This is a genomic window from Pseudomonas sp. RW10S2 (genome assembly GCF_014268985.1).
In the GTDB taxonomy this organism is placed as follows: Bacteria; Pseudomonadota; Gammaproteobacteria; order Pseudomonadales; family Pseudomonadaceae; genus Aquipseudomonas; species Aquipseudomonas wayambapalatensis.
Genome location: NZ_JABWRO010000004.1, coordinates 38,019 through 65,015, shown reverse-complemented (window position 1 = coordinate 65,015; position 26,997 = coordinate 38,019). Strand labels below are relative to the sequence as shown.

12 protein-coding genes are annotated in these 26,997 nt (G+C 63.5%); all 12 read left to right on the top strand.

Translation table 11 applies throughout. The annotated features are described in order from the left end of the window. The 12 genes from HU729_RS02100 to HU729_RS02045 all read left to right on the top strand — a co-directional run bounded on the left by HU729_RS02100 (position 1) and on the right by HU729_RS02045 (position 26,926). Entirely contained in the window at positions 1-1,827 is a 1,827-nt protein-coding gene (locus HU729_RS02100; RefSeq protein ID WP_186668306.1) for a hypothetical protein, read from the top strand. A 218-nt stretch (positions 1,828-2,045) separates the two neighbouring features. Next, the gene (gene hmpA / locus HU729_RS02095) at positions 2,046-3,224 is read left to right on the top strand and encodes an NO-inducible flavohemoprotein (RefSeq protein WP_186708089.1); all 1,179 of its coding nucleotides are present in this window, start codon (positions 2,046-2,048) and stop codon (positions 3,222-3,224) included. Positions 3,225-3,571: 347 nt separating this feature from the next. Beyond that, entirely contained in the window at positions 3,572-4,078 is a 507-nt protein-coding gene (locus HU729_RS02090) for a disulfide bond formation protein B (RefSeq protein ID WP_054892511.1), read from the top strand. A 556-nt stretch (positions 4,079-4,634) separates the two neighbouring features. After that, entirely contained in the window at positions 4,635-5,579 is a 945-nt protein-coding gene (gene cyoA / locus HU729_RS02085; RefSeq protein ID WP_186668304.1) for a ubiquinol oxidase subunit II, read from the top strand. Between the two features lie 3 nt (positions 5,580-5,582). Continuing rightward, complete coding sequence (gene cyoB / locus HU729_RS02080; protein WP_186668303.1) at positions 5,583-7,601, top strand: cytochrome o ubiquinol oxidase subunit I; 2,019 nt, start codon at positions 5,583-5,585, stop codon at positions 7,599-7,601. Positions 7,602-7,604: 3 nt separating this feature from the next. Further along, positions 7,605-8,228: a cytochrome o ubiquinol oxidase subunit III gene (locus HU729_RS02075; RefSeq protein WP_186668302.1), complete on the top strand. Its 624-nt coding sequence runs from the start codon at positions 7,605-7,607 to the stop codon at positions 8,226-8,228. Continuing rightward, complete coding sequence (gene cyoD, locus HU729_RS02070; RefSeq protein ID WP_054892515.1) at positions 8,228-8,560, top strand: cytochrome o ubiquinol oxidase subunit IV; 333 nt, start codon at positions 8,228-8,230, stop codon at positions 8,558-8,560. Before HU729_RS02075 ends, cyoD begins: the two co-directional genes overlap by 1 nt. A gap of 11 nt (positions 8,561-8,571) precedes the next feature. Beyond that, entirely contained in the window at positions 8,572-9,459 is an 888-nt protein-coding gene (gene cyoE, locus HU729_RS02065) for a heme o synthase (protein WP_054892516.1), read from the top strand. Between the two features lie 120 nt (positions 9,460-9,579). Continuing rightward, complete coding sequence (locus HU729_RS02060; protein ID WP_186708087.1) at positions 9,580-10,707, top strand: hypothetical protein; 1,128 nt, start codon at positions 9,580-9,582, stop codon at positions 10,705-10,707. Between the two features lie 159 nt (positions 10,708-10,866). Continuing rightward, positions 10,867-12,075, top strand: a complete 1,209-nt coding sequence (gene alaC, locus HU729_RS02055) for an alanine transaminase (protein WP_186708085.1) — start codon at positions 10,867-10,869, stop codon at positions 12,073-12,075. Positions 12,076-12,275: 200 nt separating this feature from the next. After that, the gene (locus HU729_RS02050; RefSeq protein ID WP_186668298.1) at positions 12,276-12,659 is read left to right on the top strand and encodes a YkgJ family cysteine cluster protein; all 384 of its coding nucleotides are present in this window, start codon (positions 12,276-12,278) and stop codon (positions 12,657-12,659) included. Positions 12,660-12,943: 284 nt separating this feature from the next. Further along, positions 12,944-26,926: an autotransporter-associated beta strand repeat-containing protein gene (locus HU729_RS02045; RefSeq protein ID WP_186708083.1), complete on the top strand. Its 13,983-nt coding sequence runs from the start codon at positions 12,944-12,946 to the stop codon at positions 26,924-26,926. The last annotated feature ends 71 nt before the right edge of the window (positions 26,927-26,997 follow it).

The following is a 26,997-nucleotide window of genomic DNA, read 5'->3' as shown; positions in this document are numbered from 1 at the left end:
ATGACCAAACGAGAGATGTTCCTTGGTCGGCTGCCGGTGTCGGCTCTGGCAGGTGAGCTGAATCCACTGGTCATCACTGACATGGATTCCGGAGGACCGCAACGCGATGGCCTGGGTTGGAATGAGTTGTCTGATCCAGAGCGTGTCGTGCCGATGTTGGCGAAGTTGCCCGAGGCGTATCGCCAGGGTGATGAGATCAGTCTTTTCTGGACGCCTACCAAGCCAGTTACGCAACCGCCGCAAGCCGATCCGTCTGAGGCTGCAGTGCAGTTTTACCTGTTGGATGCCGAAATGCAGGCGCGAGGCTGGTTGAGCTTCGGTGTGGTCAAGGGTGACCTGAAACTGCCAGCGGACGAGCAGATTCCCTATCCTTATTTCGGTTATTTCTATTACTCGCTGTATGACCCGATCTCAACATCCAGGCGCTACTCGCAGTACAGAGAGGTCTTGATCGACCTGCGTGTGCCCGGGGGGCTTGATCCCGATCCGGAAACGCCGGTCAACGAATTTCTTGTCGCGCCTTTAGTAACGCCCTCCACGATCGAATCCCCAACCACTCCGGTACGCGTTTCGATCGTGCCTTGGCGTTTCATGCAGCCGGATGACCAGGTCACCTTGATCTGGAGCGGTGTTCGTCATGTGGGGGCACGCCTGGGCGCAGGCGACGTAGGCAAGAATTGGGTGATTGATGTTCCGGCGGATGTGATAGAGAAGGGCGGAAGCGGCGAAGACCTGCGGGTCTACTACGAGATCCGTGATCGGGTGCAGAACTACTCGCGGCCGTCTCCATCGGCCTATGTAAAGGTCGAAGATCCCGATGCGCTCGCGGCACCTGAAGTCGAAAGTGCGGAGAGTCCACCCTACCAGCTGGATCTGGTGCCGTTGGCGGGGCAGGATGTGACCATCTACTTGCCGGACTATGTCGGTTATACGCCCGGCGATAGAGTCACGATGCATTGGGTCGGGCTCAGTGCCGGAACCGATGCAAGAGAAGTGCGTTATGACTGGCCCATCAGAACGATCACCGGCACACGCGACAAGATCTTCAGCCTGCCCTATCTCTTTGCGGTGCTGGTGGTGAATGGCCTGGCCACTGTCTTTTATGAGTCGATACCTGCCGCTGGTGGTGCAGCCAGACCTTCTCGCCGGCGCTCGCTCACCATTGTCGGGGAGGGCATTGTGTTGCAACGCCCGGACCTGGTCGAGGCAACAGGCGATGTCATCGATCTTGCCGACCTGACCACAGACAAGGTTCACGTGCGCATCCCTCTCTATCCTGGGCAAAGCGCAGGGGATGTCGTCACCTTGGCCTGGACGGCCAGGAGCGGTGGCAGCGGCGGCGCGACCTGGCGAACAGACCTGACCGTTCCTGTGGGGGGAGAAAAAAACGAACTCGTGTTTGAGGTCGATTTACCGCTACTTATCCCGGCGGTGGATGGCACCCTGACCTTGAGCTATTCGGTGCTTACCCCGGAATTCGGTATCACGCGATCTTCGCCCGAGCACGTCTACAGCGTTCTGGACAGTGCGGCAGTCGATTTTCCTGCACCGACCTGCGCCCAGGTGGAGGGCAGTGGTGCGGGCGCGTCGCTGCCATCGGATACCATCAACGCGATCATCGAGGTGCCGGCAAATGCTCCTCTGCGTGTGAACGACAGGGTCACGCTGCGTTGGGAGGCGGCTGTCGGCAATACCCCGCCTGCCTACACCGAGACCAAGACGTTCACCGGGTTCCCGTTCAGCTTCACTGTGGGTAACGCGGATATTCTGCCCTTCGAGGAAGTTGATGTATCGGTGACCTATTCGGTCGAGCGCAACGCTGCGTAATAGCGTTGGTGTTGTGAGCAACGGCCTGAGTCGGCGCATGTCTGCTGACTCAGGCCGTTGTCATTTAGACTCTATGTTGTCGATATGACCATGCTCGCGCATTGGTCATATTGACAATTTTATTTATAACTCATTGATTTATAATGTTTTATTTTTTGGCATCGTAATTGCGATGGTCTGGGTAACCATTCGAAGCCCAAGGCTCAGGAGTCACTGCAATGCTCAATGCCGACCAACGTGCAATCATCAAGGCCACTGTCCCGCTGCTCGAAAGCGGTGGCGAGGCGCTGACTACCCACTTCTACAAGATGATGCTCAGCGAGTACCCCGAGGTCCGTCCCCTGTTCAACCAGGCGCACCAGGCCAGTGGTGACCAGCCGCGTGCGCTGGCCAACGGTGTGCTCATGTATGCCCGCCATATCGACCAACTGGAGCAACTGGGTGGCCTGGTTGGACAGATCATCAACAAGCATGTGGCCTTGCAGATCCTGCCCGAACACTACCCCATCGTTGGCAGTTGCCTGCTGCGCGCCATCGAGGAAGTGCTGGGCAAGGACATCGCCACCCCGGAGGTGATCGCTGCCTGGGGCGCAGCCTATGGCCAGCTGGCTGATATCCTCATCGGCGCCGAAGAGGGCCTGTACAAGGCCAAGGAGGAGGCCGACGGTGGCTGGCGCGGTGCTCGCGATTTTCGTGTGGTGCGCCGTGAGCAGGAAAGCAGCGAGATCGTCTCGTTCTACTTCGCTCCGGTCGATGGCAAGCCGGTACTCAAGGCCGAGCCGGGTCAGTACATCGGCTTGCAGCTGTTCATCTACGGTGCCGAGCAACGCCGCAACTATTCGCTCTCGGCATTGTGCGATGGTCAGCAGTACCGCATCAGCGTCAAGCGCGAGGCCGGGGGCAAGGTGTCGAACCATCTGCATGATCAACTGCAGGTCGGCGACACCCTAAAGCTGTTCCCGCCGTCGGGCGACTTCACTCTGGCGGCTGGCGACAAGCCGCTGGTACTGATCAGTGGTGGTGTCGGCATCACCCCGACCCTGGCGATGCTCGAGGCGGCGCTGCAGACCGAGCGTCGGGTGCACTTCATCCACTGTGCGCGCAACGGTTCGGTACACGCCTTCCGTGACTGGGTCGACGGTCTGGCTGCGCAACATCCACAACTGCAGCGTTTTTATTGCTACGCCGAGGACGACGGCAGCCGGGATGCGAATGCAGTCGGCCTGCTGGGCCAGGATCTGCTGGCCGAGTGGCTGCCGCGTGAGCGTGACGTGGATGCCTACTTCCTTGGGCCGAAGGGCTTCATGGCGGCGATCCGTCGTCACTTGAAGGGGCTGGGGGTTCCGGATGCGCAGAGCCGCTACGAATTCTTCGGGCCGGCGGCTGCTCTGGAATGATCTACTGACCAGGCTGGCGTCTTCGCGGGCAAGTCGGAGGGGTTGGCCTGTGCATATATAAAGAAGGATGAACAGCGTCCCGCAGCTTTCATCTTTAATCCTGCTTTAATCACTGTATCCTTCACTCCCGGGTGTCGAGGGGCTGGTCCCTGCGCGACGCCCGGGCAGCCGCTTTTTTTACCGGCCAAGGTTGAACCGATGTCGCCAACACCGGTCACAGCATCTCCGGATAGCCCTGCGCAGCGCTGTCTCGCCGCTTCCTCGACACGCTAAGAGACCATCCCTGCGTGTAGACTTGCGCCAGGCAGGCGGAACACGCTGCCACCTATCCATCCAAGGAATCGGCAATGAACGAACAAACCCTGCGCCTGAATCGGGAACGGCGCTTCCTCGTGCTGTTGGGGGTAATCTGCCTCTCGCTGATCGGCGGCGCGCTGTACATGCAGGTCGTGCTAGGCGAGGCACCTTGCCCGCTGTGTATCCTGCAGCGCTATGCCTTGCTGCTGATCGCGCTGTTCGCGTTCATTGCCGCGGCCATGCCCGGACGACGGAGCCTGACCTTCTTCGAGGCGTTGGTCGTGCTCAGCGCAATTGGCGGAATCGTTGCGGCCGGCAACCATGTGTATATACTCGCCAACCCGTACGCCAGTTGCGGCGTCGATGTCCTGCAACCAATCGTCGACGACCTGCCCCTGGCGCGGCTCTGGCCCCTGGCATTCCAGGTCGACGGTTTCTGCACCACACCGTACCCGCCCATCCTGGGTCTGTCGCTGGCGCAATGGGCGCTGGTGGCCTTCGTCCTCACTGCCATCCTGGTGCCGCTGGGCATCTATCGGAATCGGCGCCGGGCTTAGACAAAAGTCCCGATTTGATGCAGGTCTATTGCACGGTGAGATAACCGGCAAAATTTCCCCAGAGACTGATCCTGATCAACATTGAGCCCTTGTAATACAAGGGTTTCAGGGCTATCAAGCCGGGTGCGACAAACTGTCGCGAAGTTGATTTTTCAGGCAGGATTATTACAAATTCTGTAAAAGACTGTTGCTCAATAAGTCATAGTCAAGGGGGGGCGACCTATCTACAATCGCCCCCAATTTCCGTTCGGCACTGCTTGCGAGTCGCAGGATTGAAGGAAGCCCCAGCGCTCCTTTTGCTGACTTCGACAAGTTTCGCCCAACGGCGATCCGGGCGGACACCCCTCCGCGTTTTCCCGCACCAAATGGAATTGGTCTGAAGTACAGGCCTTTAGCCTAAGAAAACCCCAAGCTCGTCCATGCGCTCAACGCCCAGATCCAGCAGTCGGATCCCAGGCAGGCGCGGGTTCGAGCTCGAAATGCTAACGCTTGGCAGGACGAAGTGTTGGCGAACAAAACACATTGCATTGAAGCAAGCTGATCTAGAGGTCGTGAGATGAGTAAAAAGCGTTACCCCAGACTGTTTGGCATATTGCCCTTTTTAGGCATGCTTTTACTCAGTGGGTGCAACTGGACCCTGCTCGACCCGAAGGGCCAGGTCGGCATTGAGCAAAAGAACCTGATCCTCATCGCTACCGGCCTGATGCTGCTGGTCGTGGTGCCAGTCATCATCATGACCCTGGTCTTCGCCTGGAAGTACCGTGCTTCCAACAAGGCTGCCACCTACACCCCCGACTGGTCGCACTCGACCAAGATCGAAGCCGCGGTGTGGATCATCCCGATCCTGATCATCATCGCCCTGGGCTACGTCACCTACCACTCCACCCACAAGCTCGACCCTTATCGTCCGCTGGATTCCGATGTGAAGCCGGTGCAGATCGACGTGGTCGCCCTGGACTGGAAATGGCTGTTCATCTACCCGGAGCAGGGCATTGCCACGGTCAACAAGATCGTCTTCCCGGCTAACACCCCGGTCAACTTCCGCGTGACCTCCGACGCCGTGATGAACTCGTTCTTCATCCCTGCGCTGGGCGGCCAGATCTACGCGATGGCCGGCATGACCACCAAGCTGCACCTGATCGCCAACGAAAATGGCGAGTTCGACGGTATCTCCGCGAACTACAGCGGTGCTGGCTTCACCGGTATGAAATTCAAGGCAACCGCCACTTCGCAAGCCGACTTCGATGCATGGGTCGCGCAAGTGAAGGCCTCGCCGAAGAAGCTGGACAAGGCCGAATACGACGCCTTGGCCAAACCAAGCGAAAACAACCCAGTCGCGCTGTACAGCGAGGCTTCGCCTGACACGTTCCAGCTCATCGTCGACAAGTACGAAGGCATGAACCGTGGTCGTCCGAGCCACGAAGAAGCAGGCAGCAAAGACCTGGCCACTACCAAGGGTGTGGAAACGAGTATGCAACCAGCTGCCGGTGCAGAGGAGTAAGAGATGTTCGGTAAATTAAGCCTGGAGGCGATTCCCTATCACGAGCCGATAGTCATGGTGACGCTTGCCATGATCGCGCTCGGGGGCCTCGCCGTCGTTGGTGCCATCACCTATTTCCGCAAGTGGTCCTACTTGTGGACCGAGTGGTTGACCACGGTCGACCACAAGAAGATCGGGGTGATGTACATCATCGTCGCGATGGTCATGCTGCTGCGCGGCTTCGCCGACGCCATCATGATGCGTACCCAGTTGGCTGCCGCTACCGGCGGCTCCGAAGGCTACCTGCCGCCTGAACACTATGACCAGATCTTCACCGCCCACGGTGTGATCATGATCATCTTCATGGCGATGCCGTTCTTCACCGGCCTGATGAACCTGGCTCTGCCTCTGCAGATCGGTGCACGTGACGTTGCCTTCCCGTTCCTGAACTCCCTGAGCTTCTACCTGCTGCTGGCAGGCGTGCTGCTGGTCAACATCTCCCTGGGCGTCGGCGAATTCGCCAAGACCGGTTGGGTTGCCTATCCGCCACTGTCGGGGATCCAGTACAGTCCGGGCGTAGGGGTTGACTACTACATCTGGGCGCTACAGCTATCAGGCTTGGGTACGACACTGACAGGCGTGAACTTCCTGGTCACCGTCCTGAAGATGCGCGCACCTGGCATGAAACTGATGGACATGCCGATCTTCACCTGGACCTGCACCTGGGCCAACGTGCTGATCGTCGCTTCCTTCCCGATCCTGACCGCCGCACTCGCCCTGCTGACCGTTGACCGTTATCTGGACTTCCACATCTTCACCAACGAGCTTGGTGGGAACCCGATGATGTACGTCAACCTGTTCTGGGCCTGGGGTCACCCTGAGGTGTACATCCTGATCCTGCCGGCGTTCGGCGTGTTCTCGGAAGTAACCTCGACCTTCTCCAGCAAGCGTCTGTTCGGCCACCACGCGATGATCTACGCATCGGGTGCCATTGCCGTACTGGGCTTCGCGGTCTGGCTGCACCACTTCTTCACCATGGGTGCCGGCGCCAGCGTCAACACCTTCTTCGGTCTGGCGACGATGCTGATCTCCATTCCGACCGGTGTGAAGCTGTTCAACTGGCTGTTCACCATGTACCAGGGTCGCGTGCGTTTCACTCCGCCGATGCTCTGGACCCTGGGCTTCATGGTCACCTTCTCCATCGGTGGCATGACCGGCGTACTGCTGGCCGTTCCAGGTGCTGACTTCGTACTGCACAACAGCCTGTTCGTTATCGCCCACTTCCACAACGTGATCATCGGCGGCGCGGTGTTCGGCTACATTGCCGGCTTCGCCTTCTGGTTCCCGAAAGCCTTCGGTTTCACCCTCAACGAGAAGTGGGGCAAGGCGGCATTCTGGTTCTGGCTGTCCGGTTTCTACGTGGCCTTCATGCCGCTGTACGCGCTGGGCTTCATGGGTATGACCCGTCGTCTGAACCACTCCGACAACCCACTGTGGGAACCCTACCTGTACGTGGCCGTGGTCGGTGCGGTGCTGATCCTGTTCGGTATCGCCTGCCAACTGATCCAGCTGTACGTATCGGTTCGCGACCGCAACCAGAACCTGGACGTCACTGGCGATCCATGGGGTGGCCGTACCCTGGAATGGTCGACTTCGTCGCCACCTCCGTTCTACAACTTCGCCCACATGCCTGAGAAGGTCGGCCTGGACGCCTGGCAAGAAGCCAAGGAAGCCGGTGTCGCCTACAAGGTGCCGGCCAAGTACGAAGCGATCCACATGCCGAACAACACCTCGACCGGTCTGTTCATGGGTCTGTTCCTGACCATCTTCGGCTTCGCTTTCATCTGGCACATCTGGTGGCTGGTGGGTGCGAGCCTGGTAGCAACCATCGCGGTCTTCGTTCGCCACGCTGCACGTGACGATCAGGGCTACATGGTTCCTGCCGAAGAAGTGGCGCGCATCGAAGGCGAACGCCAGCGGGCCCTGCAGCTTGCCGGTGTACCTACCGGTGGCGCACGTGTCGAAACCTTTGAACGGGTGTAATCAATGTCCAGTCAAGTAATTCACGGCGATGCGCATGGTCACGACCATGGGCACGACGATCACCACCACGACTCGGGCCAGATGACCGTCTTCGGTTTCTGGCTGTACCTGATGACCGACTGCATCCTGTTTGCGTCGCTCTTCGCCACCTACGCGGTGCTGTCCGGCAGTTTTGCCGGCGGCCCGTCGGGTCATGACATCTTCCAGCTCGACTTCGTGCTGGTCGAAACCGCGTTCCTGCTGCTGTCCTCGATCACCTTCGGCTTCGCCATGCTGAAGATGTTCGCCGGTAACAAGGCAGGCGTACTGGGCTGGTTGGCTATCACCTTCCTGTTCGGTGCAGGCTTCATCGCGATGGAAATCTACGAGTTCCATCACCTGATCGTTGAAGGCTACGGCCCGCAGCGCAGTGGTTTCCTGTCGGCGTTCTTCGCGCTGGTCGGCACCCACGGCCTGCACGTGACCTCGGGTCTGATCTGGATGGCCATCCTGATGTACCAGATCAACAAGCACGGCATCACGCCGACTGCCAAGACCCGCATGAGCTGCCTGAGCCTGTTCTGGCACTTCCTGGACGTGGTCTGGATCTGCGTCTTCACCGTCGTCTACCTGCTGGGGGTTCTGTAATGGCTAACGCACACGACACTCACCACGAAGGTAACCACGGCAGCGTGAAGTCCTACATGATCGGCTTCATCCTGTCGATCATCCTGACCGCGATCCCGTTCGGCCTGGTGATGTATCCGACCCTGCCGAAGAACCTGACCGTCCTGATCGTGGTGGCCATGGCCGTCATTCAGGTCGTGGTGCACCTGGTGTACTTCCTGCACATGGACCGCTCGAAAGAGCAGCGCTCCACTGTCTCGACGTTCCTGTTCACCGCTCTGGTAATCGCACTGCTGGTAGGCCTGTCGCTGTGGATCATGTTCAGCATCCACTACGAAATGTTGGCCAAGTGAGGTAAGACTGCATGTCCGTGAAGCACTTTATCCAAATCACCAAACCGGGGATCATTTTCGGTAACGTGCTTTCCGTGGCAGGCGGTTTCTTCCTTGCCGCGAAGGGCCATGTGGATTTCGCCCTGTTCCTGGCGGTGGTGGTAGGTACTTCGCTTGTGGTTGCGTCCGGTTGCGTGTTCAACAACTGCATCGACCGTGACATCGACCAGAAGATGGAACGTACCAAGAACCGCGTCATGGTTCAGGGCGGCATGTCGCTGCCCCTCGCACTGATCTACGCCACCCTGCTCGGGGTGGCGGGTTTCAGCCTGCTGTATGTCCAGGCCAACCCGCTGTCGGCGTTCTGTGCGTTGATCGGCTTCGTGGTCTACGTCGGCTTCTACAGCCTGTGGCTCAAGCGCAAATCGGTGCACGGCACCCTGGTCGGCAGCCTGTCCGGTGCCATGCCTCCGGTGATCGGCTATTGCGCAGTGAGCAACAGCTTCGACCTGGCAGCGGTCACGCTGCTGGTGATGTTCAGCCTGTGGCAGATGCCGCACAGCTTTGCCATCGCCATCTTCCGCTTCAAGGATTACAGCGCAGCCAACATCCCGGTCCTGCCGGTGGCTCGCGGTATCCTGGCGGCGAAGAAGCAGATCGTGCTGTACGTGCTGGCCTTCGTGCTCGCCACGTTGATGCTGACGCTGGGTGGGTACGCCGGTCTGGGTTACCTGGCCGTCGCAGCCGCCATGGGTCTGTACTGGTTGTACATGGCCTGGGGTGGCTACAAGGCCGAAGATGACAGCAAGTGGGCACGCAAAGTGTTTGGCTTCTCCATCCTGACCGTCACCGCGCTGAGCGTGATGATGTCGGTGGACAGCCAGACTGCTGCCGACGTGCTGATGACCTACGCACGCTGAAGCCTACGCGCATTACAAGAACCCGGCCTTTGGCCGGGTTTTTTATTGGTAGATTTTCCGTCTGCGCGCTGGTATCCGAACGCACTAGTTTGAGCTTCCAAGTCATAAGGAAGCATCCAAATGAGTGTTTTTACCGTCTATTTCTGCGGAACCGGCTCCCACCGTTTCGATCACAACAACCCTAATTTCTGGAATGGCGAGCTGATCGCCACGCTGGCCAACCATACCTTCGGCAGGGAGTTCGTCGACTGGATCGCAGTCGATGGCCCAGGCAGTGGCAACCTGCAGGACGATGCCTTGTTCGTAGACGACGGCGACTACTACAAAGTGACCGGCACGCTGTTCGGCAAAGGTTGGGATGAGAACGTGCGGCATGCCCTGCAGGTCATCAAGGGCAAGAGTACCTGGGCCCGCACCAAGCTCACCGAGCAGCAATACCAGAACCTGAAGAGCGCTGGCATTCCAATTCCTGATGCCGAGGCCGGTGGCTCGTGGTTCTGGCGCACCTACGACTATGGTGATCGCGCGGTGACCCCCCAGGCCTTGCAAGAGCAGATGATCAGGCAACTGCGCAAACCGTTGATCCCGACCACGGTCAACCTGGTGGGGTGGAGCAGGGGCGGAATCAGTTGTCACATGCTCGCCAACGCAATGGCGCAAGATCCGGAGCTGCGTGATGTGAAGGTCAACATCTTTGCCATCGATCCGGTGCCGGGGGTAGGTAACCTGAAGTCTGAGCGCGTGCAACTGGGAGCCAACGTGAAGGAGTACGTGGGGTTCTATGCGCGAGACGAGCGATCCAAAGGGTTCGCCTGTGTGGTGCCTGCCACAGCGTACGGTACACGTGTCAGCGTCCTGCCGATGCCGGGCCGCCATGCAACGCTGGTGGGCAATGCTTCGATAGACGGCGCAGGTTCTGGTAAGGCACTGCCTGAGCCGGGGATGATCGTGCGGCACTTCGCGGAGGTTTGCCTGAAGCGTTGGGGCGTAAAGCTGGACAAGTGTCTGGAGTTGGACGATGCGGGGCTGATGACCTATCACAAGACCATCGATGCGAACGATGAGCTTTACCGCGCCATGCGCAAGAAGTCCTATACCGTACTGACCGAAGGCACTGCCGATGAGCGTATGGTTCATCGCGGCAGCATTGCCACGGAGTTCAGCCAGGTGCGTGGCGAGCACCTGGACCCCAGCGATGGGTTGAGTATCCAGCGTTTCGACCTGCACGCCTACAAAGCCCTGCGCTGAGTTCTTCGACCCACCAGCGGGTAAGTCTCGCTGGTGGGCGGCGAATCTATCGACAGCCCCTTTACAACGCCGGGGCAACCAGACTATTTTCTGCCTCGGCCACCGCTGTGGCCAACGTCGCTCGGACGGTTCCGGGCGCTTACGTCTCTCGAGGAAAGCATGGCCAACCCAGGTTCGCCGCGCCGCTTTGCGCGCATCGATCGTCTCCCCCCCTACGTCTTCAACATCACTGCCGAGCTCAAGATGGCGGCACGCCGTCGTGGCGAAGACATCATCGACCTGAGCATGGGCAACCCGGATGGCGCGACCCCGCCACACATCGTCGAGAAGCTGGTGCAGGTCGCCCAGCGTGAAGATACCCACGGCTATTCCACCTCGCGCGGCATCCCGCGACTGCGCCGCGCCATTTCCAACTGGTACAAGGAACGCTACGACGTCGAGATCGACCCGGACAGCGAAGCCATCGTCACCATCGGCTCGAAAGAGGGCCTCGCGCACCTGATGCTCGCCACCCTCGACCATGGCGACACGGTGCTGGTACCCAACCCCAGCTACCCGATTCACATCTACGGGGCTGTGATCGCCGGTGCCCAGGTGCGCTCCGTGCCGCTGGTGCCGGGAGTGGACTTCTTCAATGAGCTGGAGCGGGCGATCCGCGAATCGATCCCCAAGCCGAAGATGATGATCCTGGGCTTCCCCTCCAACCCGACCGCGCAGTGCGTGGAATTGGACTTCTTCGAACGAGTGGTGGCCCTGGCCAAGCAGTACGACGTGCTGGTGGTGCACGACCTCGCTTACGCCGACATCGTCTACGACGGCTGGAAGGCGCCTTCGATCATGCAGGTGCCTGGCGCCAAGGATATCGCGGTGGAGTTCTTCACCCTGTCCAAGAGCTACAACATGGCGGGCTGGCGGATCGGCTTCATGGTCGGCAACCCCGAGCTGGTCAGCGCCCTGGCGCGGATCAAGAGCTACCACGACTACGGCACTTTCACGCCGCTGCAGGTGGCGGCGATTGCCGCGCTGGAAGGTGACCAGCAGTGCGTGCGCGACATCGCCGAGCAGTACCGCCAACGCCGCAACCTGTTGGTCAAGGGGCTGCATGAGATGGGCTGGATGGTCGAGAATCCGAAAGCCTCGATGTACGTCTGGGCCAAGATCCCCGAAGCCTATGCACACCTCGGCTCGCTGGAGTTCTCCAAGAAGCTGCTGGCCGAGGCCAAGGTCTGTGTCTCGCCCGGTATCGGTTTTGGCGACTATGGCGATGACCATGTGCGCTTTGCCCTGATCGAGAATCAGGACCGCATCCGCCAGGCCATCCGCGGTATCCGTCAGATGTTCCGCGCCGACGGGCTGACCAGCAAGTAAGCCCCAGGCGTCAAGCCGCAAGCCGGTCTGCGATGGCAGGCCGATTGCGGCTTTTGCCTGCCACGGTCGGCATGGCGCTCGAGGGCTGCGACCAGCGGCCGTCTTTTTTTCATTTCCCCTCTATCCAGCCGCTCGTGCTTGGATTAAAAATGGCGCCGCGAGCGCCCGCTCGATAACAACAACTTCCCTTCCTGGCCATCATGTCCGAACAGAACCCTTGCCTGACCTGCGGCGCCTGCTGCGGCTACTTTCGTGTGTCTTTCTTTTGGGGTGAATGCCAGTCTTCGGGCGGGTTGGTGCCCGACGATCTGGTGGTGCAGATCAATCCGACCCGCGTGGCCATGATCGGCACCGACGCCAAGCCTTGCCGCTGTATCAGCCTGGAAGGCGAGATCGGCAACAAGGTGGGGTGCACCATCTACGAGAATCGTTCCAGCCCCTGTCGCGAGTTCGACGCGTCGTGGGAGAACGGCGTGCACAACCCCAGCTGTGATGACGCCCGTGCCGCCTATGGCCTGCCACCGCTGACCCCGCCTGGCGCCAACGAACCGCACTGGCCTGACGATGGGGCAGAGGTCGCCTGAACGGCCAAACACATCACGTTTTGCCCACCGGACATGACCGTTCGTCGGTTGGATCCAAGCGACACCCTGCTGCAGCCCGCGAAATACGTGCTGCCTCGAGAAAGTATTAACACCATTTGACCGTCCCCGCGTCCCTTCGCGCCTGCTCGCCAGCGGCTACACATTCCCAACAAGGAATCATGTAGCCATGGTCAGGTGTTTCGTCGTCGCGTGTTCGACTAACCGGCAACATAGCAGTGCACGCGTTCAAGGACCGAACCACCTGATCCACGAAGGAGCTCTCCGTGGACAGAAGCGTCGCCTCCATTTTGCCTACCCGTCTTTCCCATTTGTCGCTCGCTGTGAGCCTGGCTGTCGGAGGCCTGGCCTTCGGTCTGACGAGCGAGCAGGCCCTGGCCGTGTGCAGTGCGGCCGGTTCCACCATCACGTGTAACGGCGCCGCCAACCCTCTGGCACCGAGCTATACCAACGGCGGCAGCGGCCTGACGGTCAACGTGAACCCTGGCGCCAGCCTGGGTACCTTGCTGGGCGTAGGGGGCACTTCGCTGTCGCTGGCGGGCAACAACAACACGTTGAACAACTCCGGCACCATCGACCCTACATTGCTGGGGCTGTTGAGCATTCAGTCCAGTGCAGTGCTGATCGGCAATACCGGCACCGGCAGCACGCTTAACATCAACAACAATGCCACGGGTGTGATCAAGGGCACGGGTGCCTTGCTCGGCGCCAACCTTCTTAACCTCACGGGCATGGCGCTGGACGCGCGCAACGGTGCGGCCGGTACCACTACCATCACCAACGCCGGCAGCATTGGCTCCTCGGCATTGGCTTCACTGACGCTGCTCAGTGAAGACACCCCGGTCATCGCGGTTACCGGCGGCAGCACGGTGAACTTCACCAACACCGGCACCATTCTTGGCCGGGCAGCGTTCGAGGCTTCTGCCGCAGGCAACACCTTCACTAACGCCGGCACCTTGACCGGCAGCTTGTCGATGGGGGCCAACAGCACCAACCGCTTCAATGCCATCACTGGTTCGAGTGTCGGTGCCGGGCTTGGTATCAGTGTCGCCTTGCTGGTCACCAGTAATCCCAACCTGGCTTTCGCAGCCGCCGGCAAGATCGACGGCGGTGCCGGCGGCACCAACACGCTGGCCTTGCAGAACGCTATTGGTGGCGGCAGCGGGACTGCCGGCAGCGGCACGATCAACGCCAACAACTACATCAACTTCAGCCGTCTGATCGTCGATAGCGGCACCTGGAGCCTGATCGGCGCGGTGCTCAGCGGCACGACCCAGACCACCCTCAACGGCGGCGTGCTCAACTTCGACAACTCCAGCGCCTTCGGCAGCGGCGGCATCACCGTCAACGGTGGCAGCCTGTTGGGCAGTGTCGCGGGGTTGAGCCTGGCCAACGCCCTGACCCTCAACGCCGGCCTGAGTGTCGGCGGTGGCAACGACCTGGCCCTCAACGGCGTGGTCTCGGGCGTCGGCGGGCTGACCAAGACCGGCGCCGGCCTGCTCACCCTCGGTGCCACCAACACTTACAGCGGCGGCACCAACCTGACTGCGGGCGGCCTCAACCTGACCAGTGCTGCGGCGCTCGGCAGTGGAGCGCTCACCGTCAGTGGTGCGGGCAGCCTGCAAGGCAGTGTGCCGCTGGTATTGAACAACGCGGTGGCGCTGAACGCGGCGCTGACCTTGCCCGGCAGCAACGCCCTGAGCCTTGGCGGCGTGCTGAGCGGCACGGGCTCGCTGGTCAAGAGCGGTACCGGCAACCTGACGCTCAATGGCGTCAATACCTTCTCCGGCGGCACCACCCTCGGCACAGGCACGCTCACCCTCGGCAATGCCAGCGGTCTGGGCAGTGGCGCGTTGACCCTGACCGGCAACGGCACCCTCGATACCACGGCCGTCATGACCCTGGGCAATGCCATCAACCTGGGCAGCAGTGCCTTGACCCTGACTGGCAACAACGCGCTCACACTGGGCGGTGTGATTGGCGGTACCGGCAGCCTGGTCAAGAACGGCGCGGCCGACCTGACCCTGAACGGCGTCAATACCTTCAGCGGCGGCACCACGCTCAGCACCGGCAAACTCACTGTCGGCAACAGCGCCGCGCTGGGTACGGGCGCTCTCGCATTGACTGGCAACGCCAGCCTCGACGCCAGCGCAGCGGTCAGCCTGGGTAACGCGATCAACCTCGGCGCCAACACCCTCAACCTGCTGGGCACCAGCGCCACCACCCTGGGCGGGGTGATCAGCGGCACCGGCGCACTGGTCAAGAGCGGCGCAGCCGACCTGGCGCTCAACGGCAACAACACCTTCAGCGGCGGCCTGACCCTCAACACCGGCAAACTCACCGTGGGCAACAACAACGCCCTGGGCGGCGGTGCCCTGACCTTGGGTGGCAATGCCAGCCTCGATGCCAGCACCGGTGTCAACCTGGGCAACGCCATCAGCCTGGGCGCCAATACCCTCAACCTGCTGGGCACCAGTGCCACCACCCTGGGTGGGGTGGTCAGCGGCACCGGCGCGCTGGTCAAGAACGGCGCCGCCGGCCTGACCCTCAACGGCGCCAACACCTTCAGCGGTGGCACCACCCTCAACGCCGGGGTGCTGACCGTCGGCAACAACGCCGCACTGGGCACCGGTGCCCTCAGCCTGGGCGGCAATGCCAGCCTCGACGCGGGCGTGGCCGTCAACCTGGGCAACGCCATCGACCTGGGGGCCAACACCTTGAGCGTGCTGGGCAGCAACGCCACCACCCTGGGCGGGGTGGTCAGTGGCACTGGTGCGTTGATCAAGAGCGGTGCCAGCAACCTCACCCTCAGTGGTGCCAATACCTTCAGCGGCGGCCTGAACCTCAACGCCGGCACCCTGACCCTGGCCAGCGCCGTGGCGCTGGGCACCGGCGCGCTCAACGTTGGCGGCGCATCCACACTCGCCAACAGCGCGGCGATGACCCTGAACAATGGCGTCAACCTCGGCGCCAACCTGACCCTCTCCGGCGCCAACAACCTGACCCTGGCTGGCAACCTGAGCGGTACCGGCGGCCTGATCAAGAATGGGGCGAGCACCCTTACCCTGAGCGGCAGCAACACCCAGAGCGGTGCCACCGCGCTCAACGCCGGCACCCTGGTGGTCGGCAGCGCCACCGCCCTGGGCACAGGCGCGCTCAACGCCGCCGCAAACACCACGTTGGATTCTTCGGTGGCCGGGCTGACCCTGGGCAACGCGTTGAACCTGGCCGGTAACATCACCCTCGCCGGCAGCAACGACCTGACCCTGGGCGGCGTTATCGCCGGTATCGGTGGCCTGACCAAGAACGGCAGCACGACCCTGACCCTCAATGGCGCCAACACGCAGTTCGGCGCCACCAACCTCAACGCCGGCACCCTTGTGGTCGGCAGCAACACGGCCTTGGGCACTGGCGCGCTGAATGCCGCTGCCGGTACCCACCTGGACGCCAACACCGCAGTCAACCTCGGCAACGCCGTGAACCTGGCCGGTGCCCTGACCCTCGACGGCACCGCCAACCTGGGCCTCGGTGGCGTGATCGCCGGTGCCGGCAGCCTGGTCAAGAACGGTGCCGCCACGCTGACGCTCTCCGGCCCCAACACCTTCCTGGGCGGCACCACCCTCAATGCCGGTGGCCTGGTGCTGGGCAATGGAGACGCACTGGGCGTCGGCAAGTTGACCGTCGCAGGTGCCGGTACCCTGGATACCACGGCTGCGCTGACCGTTGGCAACGCCGTTACCCTGGATGCCGACCTCACCCTGGCCGGCAGCAACAACCTCAACCTCTCCGGCCTGGTCGATGGCACCGGCCGTCTGATCAAGAATGGCACCAGCACGCTCACCCTCGGCGGCCTGAACACCTATGCCGGTGGCACACTGCTCAACGCTGGCGCCCTGGTGCTGGGCAATGGTAGCGCCATCGGCACCGGCGACCTCACCGTCGGTGGCGCCGCAAGCCTGGACGCCAGCGCCGCACTTAGCCTGGGCAACAACATCGGCCTGAACGCCGACCTCACCCTCACCGGCAGCAACGCGCTGACCCTCGGTGGTGTAGTCAGCGGGACAGGGAAGTTGGTCAAGAACGGCAATGCCAGCGTGACCTTGGACGGGGTCAACACCTATGCCGGTGGCACCACGCTCAACGCGGGTGGCCTGGTGATAGGCAACGGCAGCGCCCTGGGGACCGGTGCCCTAACCGTGGCCGGCGCCGCCAGCCTGGACAACAGCGCGGTCGCTACCCTGGGCAACGACATCGCGCTCAACGCCAACCTGACCCTCGGCGGCAGCAACGACCTGACCCTGGGCGGTGTCATCAGCGGTACCGCAGGTCTGATCAAGAATGGCCTGGCCGACCTCACGCTGACCGGCAACAACACCTTCAGCGGCGCCGTCGACTTGCTCGGCGGCAGCCTCACCACCATAGGTACTGGCGCCCTCGGCAACAGCTCGGGCGTCAACGTCGGGGCGGGCGCCAGCCTGAACCTCGGTGCCAGTACCACGATCGGCGGCCTGAGCGGTGCCGGCGCGGTGAGCGTGGCGGGGGGCAGTGACCTGACGGTCGGCGGCAACAACCTCAACAGCGTTTTCAGCGGCGCCCTGGCCGGTAGCGGTGGCCTGATCAAGGCAGGTACCGGTGCTCTGGAGCTGTCCGGTGTGAACGTGCTTGGCGGCGCCACCACGGTCAATGGCGGCCTGCTCAATGTCAGCGGTTCGCTCGCCAGCTCCGGCGTACAGGTCAATGTCGGCGCCAGCCTGGGCGGCACCGGCAGTCTGCTGGGCGCGGTCGACATCGCCAACGGCGCACACCTGTTGGCCAACAGTGGCGCGACCCTCAATACCGGCGCGCTGACCCTGCACAGCGGCTCGATTCTCGACTTCGGCCTCGGCTCGCCCTCCACGGGCGGCACTGCCTTGGTCAACGTCAACGGCAACCTGACCCTCGACGGCACCCTTAACGTCACCGACCTCGGTGGCTTCGGCACCGGTATCTATCGGCTGTTCGACTACACCGGCGCGCTGGTCGACAACGGTCTGGTCGTTGGCGCGTTGCCGGGTAGCGTTCTGCCGGGCGATGTCCAGGTGCAGACCGCCATCGGCGCGCAGATCAACCTGCTGGTGGGCGGTGCCACCGGCACCGTGCAGTTCTGGGACGGTGCGCAAAGCGTGCCGAACGGCGTCATCGACGGTGGCGCCGGCACCTGGGATGGCAGCAATACCAACTGGACCGATATCAACGGTGTGCTCAACGGCAGCTGGGCCAGCGATTTCGCCGTGTTCCAGGGCACCGCTGGCGATGTCAACGTGGTGGGCACCCAGGCTGCCACCGGTCTGCAATTCGTCACCAATGGCTATCGCCTGATCGGTGCCGGTGTCCTGGACCTGGTCAACGCCAGCAACGGTGCCTTTGCCGTGCGTGTCGACCCGGGCGTTACCGCGACGATCAACGTCGGCCTCTCCGGCAGCGGCCAACTGGCCAAGCTCGACACCGGCACCCTGGTGCTCAACGGCGCCAACAGCTACACCGGCGGGACGCTGCTCAACGGTGGCACCCTGGTAGTAGGCAACGACACCGCCCTGGGCACTGGCGCGGTCAGCGCCGCAACGGGCACCACCCTGGACAGCAACACCGCAGTCACCCTTGGCAACGCCCTGGCCCTGAGTGGCGCGCTGACCATCGCTGGCAGCGCCGACCTCGGCCTGTCTGGCGTGGTATCGGGTGCCGGCAGCCTGGTCAAGAACGGCGCGGCCAACCTGACGCTGGGCAACGCCAACACCTACAGCGGCGGCACCACCCTTGCCGCTGGCACCTTGACCCTGGGCAACGACCTGGCCCTCGGCACAGGCGGCCTGAACGTCACTGGCGCTTCCAGCCTCGCCGCTACTGGCAGCGTGGCGCTGGCCAATACTGTAGCGCTGAACGCCAACCTGACTGTGCCAGGCACTGGCAACCTCACGCTCAACGGCGCACTCAGCGGCACCGGTGGGCTGATCAAGAACGGCACCGGCGTACTCACCCTGAACGGCAGCAACAGCCAGCAGGGCTCTACCAGCCTCAATGGCGGCACCCTGGTGGTTGGCAGCAACACCGCCCTGGGCACTGGCGCGCTGAATGCCACAGGTGGCACAACCCTGAGTGCAGGCGCCAACGTGACCCTGGCCAATGCGCTCAACCTGGCGGGCAACCTGACCATCGCCGGCGCGCAGAACCTGGTGCTGGGTGGCAACGTCAACGGCGTGGGCGGCCTGACCAAGACCGGCAGTGGCACACTGACCCTGAATGGCATCAATGGCAACCTGGGCAACACCAACCTCAACGCCGGCACCTTGGTGCTCGGCAGTGCCAGCGCGCTCGGCCTCGGCCAGCTCAACGCGGCTGCGGGCACCACGCTGGACAGCAACTCGGCGCTCACTATCGGCAACACCGTCAACCTGGGCGGCAACCTCACCATCGCCGGCAGCAACGACCTGGGCCTGGGTGGGCTGGTCACGGGCGCTGGCAGCCTGACCAAGAATGGCGCCGGCAACCTCACCTTGAGTGGCCCCAACACCCTGTCCGGTGGCGTGACCCTCAACGCCGGCACCCTGACCCTGGGCAATAACTCGGCACTGGGCCTCGGCAACCTGACCGTCGGCGGCGCCAGCAACCTGGCCACTACTGGCCCCCTGATCGTGGCCAATCAGGTCACGCTCAACGACACCCTGACCCTGCCTGGTAACAACGACCTGGCCCTGAGCGGCGTGATCAGCGGTACTGGTGGGCTGACCAAGACCGGCACCGGCAACCTGACCCTCGGTGCCGCCAATACCTACCAAGGCACCACCACGCTCGCCGCAGGCACCTTGACCCTGGGCAACGGCAGCGCGCTGGGCGCTGGCAACCTCTCGGTGACTGGCAACAGCACCCTGGCCACCACGGGCGCCCAGCAAGTAGCCAACGCCATCGGCCTGGGCACGGGCGCTACCTTGGGCGTCAACAACGCCCAGACGCTGACCCTCGATGGGGTCATCAGCGGCGGCGGCGGCCTTAACAAGACCAGCACCGGTCAACTGGTGCTCAACGGCGCCAACAACTACACCGGCGGCACCTCGTTGCAAGCCGGCAGCCTGCTGCTGGGCAACGCCAGTGCCCTGGGCAGTGGCGCCCTGAACGTCACCGGCGCCGCAGCCCTCGACGCCAGCCAGGCTCTGGCTCTGGTCAACGCGGTCAACCTGACCGGTGGCAACCTTACCCTCGGTGGCAGCCAGGCGCTCACCCTCAACGGTGTGGTTTCCGGCGCCAACGCACTGGTGAAGAACGGCGCCGCCGGCCTGACCCTCAATGGCAACAACACCTACAGCGGCGGCACCACGCTCAACGCCGGCACGCTGACCGTCGGCAGCAATACCGCGCTGGGTACCGGGGATCTGAGCACAGGTGCCAATACCTCCCTCGATGCCAGCGTGAGCGCCGCCTTGGCCAACAATGTGCACCTGGGCGGCACGCTCAACCTGCCAGGCACCGCCGACCTGACCCTCAATGGCGTGCTCGACGGTGTCGGTGGCCTGAACAAGGCTGGCGCCAGCACCTTGACCCTCAATGGCGCCAACAACTACCTGGGTGGTACCACCCTGGGCGCCGGGCAACTGGTGGTGGGTAACGACAACGCGCTGGGGCAGGGCGCCCTGACCGTCGCCGGGGCCTCGACCCTGAGCAGCGGCGTCGCCAGCACCACCCTGGCCAACAACGTCACCCTCAACGCCGGCCTCACTGTCGCCGGCACCAACGACCTGACCCTCAACGGTGTGATCAACGGTACCGCTGGGCTGACCAAGAACGGCAGCGGCAACCTCACCCTTAACGGCAACAACGGCTACCAGGGCGGCACCGAGCTCAATGCCGGGCGCCTGACCCTCGGCAGCAGTGGCGCCCTGGGCACCGGCACCCTCAGCGTGACCGCCGACGCCACCCTGGCCAACAGCGCGCCGATGGCACTGGGCAACACCATCGCCCTGAGCAACGGCGCCAACCTGACTGTCGACGCTGCCAGTGCCCTGATCCTCAGTGGCGATCTGGGCGGCACAGGCAACCTGGTCAAGACCGGTGTCGACGACCTGACCCTGGTCGGCGTCAAGACCTTCACCGGCAACGTCGATATCCAGGCCGGCTCGCTCACCACGCTCGGCAGCGGCGTGCTGGCCAACGTCGACACCCTCAACGTCGGTGCCAGTGGCCAGCTCAACCTCAACGGCAACACCAGCCTTGGTGCCCTCACCGGCAGCGGCAACGTCGATGTCGGCGTTGGCAGCACCCTGAACCTGGGCAGCAACAACGCCAGTACGACCTTCGGTGGCGCCCTCAGCGGCTTGGGCGGCCTGGCCAAAGATGGCACCGGTACTCTGACCCTTACCGGCACCAGCAACCTGGCCGACAACACCCAGGTCAACGCTGGCACCCTGAAAATCGATGGCAGCCTGGGCAGTAACCTGCTGACCGTCGCCAGCGGCGCAACCCTCACCGGCAGCGGCTCTGCCAATGCCTCGGTGGTGATCGACAACGGCGGCCACCTGGCAGGCCAGAGCGGCGCCACCCTGGGCCTCGGTTCGCTGGTGCTCAACAGCGGATCGATCGTCGATGTCGGTCTGGCTTCGCCAGGCACGGGCGGCACCGCGCTGTTCAATGTCGGCGGCAACCTGACCCTCGACGGCACCCTCAACGTCAGCAATATCGGTGGCTTCGGCAACGGCGTGTACCGTTTGTTCGACTACGCCGGCGCGCTGACCGACAACGGTCTGGACTTCGGCACCCTGCCGCTGGGCGTGAGCCTTGGCGATGTGTCGCTGCAGACCGCCCTGGCCAACCAGATCAACCTGCTCGTCAGCTCCAGCGGCCTGAACATCCAGTTCTGGGACGGCAGCCAGACTGCCCCGAACGGCCAGGTCGATGGTGGCACCGGCGTGTGGAACGCCGGCAACACCAACTGGACCGACCTCAACGGCACCGTCAACACTACCTGGGGCAGCACCTTCGCGGTGTTCCAGGGCACGGCAGGTGACGTCACCGTCGACGGCAGCCAGAGCGTCAATGGCATGCAGTTCGTCAGCAACGGCTATCGCCTGCTGGCCGGAACCGCCGGCCTGCTCGACCTGGTCAACGGCAGCGGTGGCGATACCAGCGTGCGGGTCGATCCCGGCGTGATCGCGACCCTCGATGTCGGCCTGGGCGGTGTCGGCAAACTGAACAAGCTCGACACCGGCACCCTGGTGCTCAACGGCAGCAACAGTTACAGCGGCGGCACCCAGCTCAGTGGCGGCACCCTGGTGCTGGGCAGCAACACCGCCCTCGGCACCGGCCTGCTGGACACTGCCAGCGGTACCACCCTGGACACCAACAAGAGCGTGAGCCTGGCCAATGCGATCACCCTCGCCGGCCCGCTGAACCTGACCGGCAACAACGATCTGGCGCTCACCGGCAACATCGGCGGCGCCGGCAGCCTGGTCAAGGCCGGCAATGCGCAACTGGCCTTGTCCGGCAACAACAGCTACAGCGGCGGCACCGCGCTGAACGGCGGCACCCTGGTGGTAGGTTCCAACACCGCACTGGGTACCGGCGCGCTCGATGCGGCGGCAGGCACCAGCCTGGACAGCAGCCAGGCCGTGGCACTGGCCAACAACGTCAACCTGGCCGGTAACCTCAACGTGCTGGGCGGCAATGACCTGAGCCTCGGCGGCACCGTCGCTGGCGCTGGCCGTCTGATCAAGTCCGGCATCGCGCGGTTCAGCCTGCTGGGCGCCAATACCTTCAGCGGCGGCACCGAGCTGCAGGCCGGCACCCTGGTGGTCGGCAACAACGGCGCGCTCGGCACAGGTGGCCTGGACGTGACCGGCAACGCCAACCTCGACAGCAGCGCTGCGGTCACGCTGGCCAATCCGGTCAGTGTCACCGGCATCCTCAACGTGCTGGGCAGCAACGACCTGCAACTGGCCGGTGTGCTCAGTGGCAACGGCGTGCTGAACAAGAACGGCCTGGCCGACCTCACCCTGTCGGGCAACAACACCTTCAGCGGTATCCTCAACATCCTCTCCGGCAGCCTGAGCACTATCGGCACCACCGCGCTGGGCACCCAGAGCGAGTTGAACGTCAGTGCAGGCGCCAGCCTCAATCTTGACGGCAACACCACGCTGGGCGAGATCGGTGGCACCGGCGCGATCCAGATCGCTGCAGGCAACAGCCTCAACGTCGAAGGCGGCGTGTTCGACGGCAACATCAGCGGCACCGGCACGCTCAATAAACTCGGCACCGGCACCCTGGCCCTGAGCAGCAGCAACAGCCATACCGGCAATACCAACGTGCAGGCCGGTGGCTTGAAGGTGGATGGATCGCTCGCCAGCAGCGCGGTCAACGTTGCCAGTGGGGCGACGCTGTCGGGTGCGGGCAGCCTCGGTGGGGCGGTGACCGTCGCCAGCGGCGGCAGCCTCGCAGCCACCAGCGGCACGACCCTGAACGCGGGCAACCTGTCGCTGGATGCCGGTTCGAACTTCAACGCGGCCCTTGGCGCGCCGACTGGCGGCAATTCGCCGTTGGTCAACGTATCCAACAACCTGACCCTTGGCGGCACCTTGAACGTCACTGATATCGGTGGCTTCGGTGCCGGTGTGTACCGCCTGTTCGCCTACGGCGGCAGCCTCGTCAACAATGGCCTGGCCTTTGGCACCACGCCCGTTCCAGTGACCGACCTGACGGTGCAGACGGCCATTGCCAACCAGGTCAACCTGGTGGTGGGCGGTGCCAGCAACGTGCTGTTCTGGGACGGCAGCCAGAGCGTGGCCAACGGCCTGATCGATGGCGGCAGCGGTACATGGGATGCCACCAATACCAACTGGACCGATGCCAACGGCGTGCTCAACACCACCTGGAACGACACCTTCGCCGTCTTCCAGGGCGCCACCGGCACCGTCACCGTGAACGGCAGCCACAGCATCACCGGCCTGCAGTTCATCACCGACGGCTATGTGCTAGATGCCGGGACGGGGGGCGAGCTGCTCACCAGCACCAGCGGCACCACCAACCTGCGGGTAGACAGCGGCGTCACCGCCACCCTCAACGTCGCCCTCAACGGTGCCGGCAACGTGGCCAAGTACGATGCTGGCACCCTGGTGCTCAACGCCGCCAACGGCTACAGCGGCGGCACCGCGCTCAACGGCGGCACCCTGGTGGTCGGCAACGACAGTGCGCTGGGTAGCGGCACGCTGACGGCCGCCGCGGGCACCACCCTGGACAGCAACACCGCCGTCACCCTGGCCAACGCCGCAGTACTCAACGGCGCACTGGCCATCGGCGGCAGCAACGCGCTGACCCTCAACGGCGACATCAGCGGTGTCGGCGGGCTGGTCAAGAATGGCGCAGGACTGCTGACCTTGGGCGGCAGCAACAGCTACAGCGGCGGCACCCAGATCAACGCGGGCAGCGTGGTCGGCAACACCACCAGCCTGCAGGGTGCGATCCTCAACAACGCGGCGCTGACCTTCGAGCAGAACGCCAACGGCAGCTACACCGGCAACCTCACTGGCAGCGGTACGCTGACCAAGAACGGCAGTGGTGAACTGCTGCTGACCGGTGTCAACGGCTTGACCGGTGCCACCACCGTCAATGCCGGCAGCCTGCTGGTCAACGGACGCCTGGACAGCGCCACGGTACTGGTCGCTACCGGCGCTCGCCTGGGCGGCAGCGGCACCTATGCCGGGGCTGTGCAGATCGCCGACGGCGCCACCCTGGCCGCAGGCCAGAGCAGCACACCGTTGACGGTGGGCAGCCTGAACCTGAGTTCCGGCAGTGCCCTGGACTTCTCGCTCGGGGCGCCAGCGGCGTCCACTACGGTGGTCAAGGTCGACGGCAACCTGGTGCTCGACGGTACGCTGAACATCACCAATGCCGGCGGCTTCGGCACCGGTGTCTACCAGCTGTTCAACTATGGCGGCGCGCTGACCAACAATGGTCTGGTCTTCGGCGCTGTCCCCGGCAGCGTGGCACTGGGCGACCTGAGCCTGCAGACCGCCATCGCCAACCAGATCAACCTGGTGGTGCAGGGCGCGGGCGACCAGCTGCAGTTCTGGAACGGCGGCAAGACCAATCCGGACGGCAGCATTGGCGGCGGCAGCGGCACCTGGGGCCCTGGTACCAACTGGACCAACGCCAACGGCACCACTGGCGAAACCTGGAGCGATGCCTTCGCCGTGTTCGGTGGCCAGCCTGGCACCGTCACCGTGGTCGGCAACCAGGCGTTCAGCGGCATGCAGTTCCTCAGCGACGGCTACCAGGTGGTGCCGGGTACAGGTGGCAGCCTGACCCCGGTCAACGGCGCCGATGGCAGCCTGGCGCCGGTACGGGTCAACGCAGGTGCCAGCGCCGTGATCAGTGCGCCACTGGTTGGCACTGGCGGTATCGAAAAACTCGACGCAGGCACCCTGGTGCTGACCGGTGCCAACACCTACAGCGGCGGTACCACCGTCAGCGGCGGCACCTTGGCCGGTAACACCACCAGCCTGCAAGGCAACATCACCAACAACGCCAACCTGGTGTTCGCGCAGGGCACCAACGGCACCTTCAACGGCACCCTCAGCGGCACCGGCACCACCACCAAGCAAGGGGCGGGCAGCCTGTTGCTGACCGGCAACCAGCCGTTCAGCGGCGCCTTCAACGTCAACCAGGGCACGCTGCAGGTCGGCAATGCCGACAACCCGGGCACCAACCTTGGCGCCCAGGTCACCGTGGCCAACGGCGCGGCGCTGACCGGCAACGGCACCGTCGCCAGCCTGACCAACCACGGCACCGTGCTGCCAGGGCCTGCGGGCAACCTCAATGTCAGTGGCAACTTCACCAACGCCAGTGACGGCAACCTGGTCATCGACCTGGGCACCGCCCCGGTGAACTACCTGAATGTCGGCGGCACCGCCAACCTGGGCGGCAGCCTGACGGTTGCCAACCTCTCCGGCGGCAACGGGCAGTACACCGTGGTCAGTGCAGCTGGCGGCATCAACGGCACCTTCGCCAGCAACAACCTGGTGAACTCGGCGTTCCTCAACAGCTCGATCGACTATGGCGCCAACCAGGTGACCCTGTCGGTCAGCCGCAACGGCAACTCGTTCGCCGATGTCGCTGCCTCCAGCAACCAGCGTGGTGTCGCCACGGCCTTGGAAAGCACCGGTGCGCCGACCAGCCTGCGCGACAACATCCTGCCGCTCGACCGTCAGGCCGCGCAGTCGGCGTTCGACAGCCTGTCCGGGGAAATCCACGCCAGCACCGCGACCGTGCTGATCGAGGATTCGCGCTACATCCGCGACGCGGTCAACGACCGTATGCGTCAACCGGATTGCAGCCGCGAGGACGACCCACGCCGCACCCTGGCGCCGACCGCCAACCAGCAGCTGACCAGCGAAGGTTGCCAGGGCCAGGCGGTGGGCTGGATCCGCGCCATCGGCGGCTGGGGTGACTACGACGGCAGCAGCAGCCATGCCAGCGTCGACCGTGACCTGTCGGGCTTCATGCTCGGTGTCGATCGTGCCCTGGACGATCAGTGGAAGGTCGGTATCGCTGCCGGGTACACCCGCAGCAGCATCGATGCCCACCGTCGTCAGTCGGACGCCAGCGTCGACAGCTACCACCTGGCCACCTACCTGGGTTACCAGATGGATGCCTTCGCCGCACGCCTGGGCGCCAGCTACACCTGGCACGACATCGATACCAAGCGCGATGTCCAGGTGGGCAGCTACGACGACCGCCTGAAAGCCAAGTACAAGGCACGCAGCGCCCAGGTGTTCGGCGAGGTGGGTTACGCCATCGACGCTGGCGGTATCGCCCTGGAGCCGTTCGCGGGCCTTGCCTACGTCAACTACGACAGCGACAGTGCCCGTGAGAAGGGTGGGGACGGTCGCCTGAAGGCCAGCGTCGATCAGGACGTGACCTTCTCCACCGTCGGGGTGCGCGCCGGCAAGCGTATCAAGCTGGACAACGGCAGCGAGATCACTCCGCGCCTGTCGGTCGGCTGGCGCCACGCGTTCGGCGATACCAAGCCCGATGCCGATGCACGCTTCATCGCCGGAGGTGCGAGCTTCAGCACCGAAGGGGTGCCGATCGCGCGGGATGCGGCGGTGGTCGAGGCGGGTGTCGACCTGGCCGTGGGCCAGAGCGGCAAGCTGGGCCTGGGTTACTCCGGGCAGTTGTCCAGCGAGAACCGCGACCATGGCGTGGTTCTGAGCTTCAGCATGGGCTTCTGATCGGTTGAACCGCAGGGGCTGTTCTGCAGCCCCGTTACATAACAAGCCCGCGCCACAAGACCTGTGGGCGC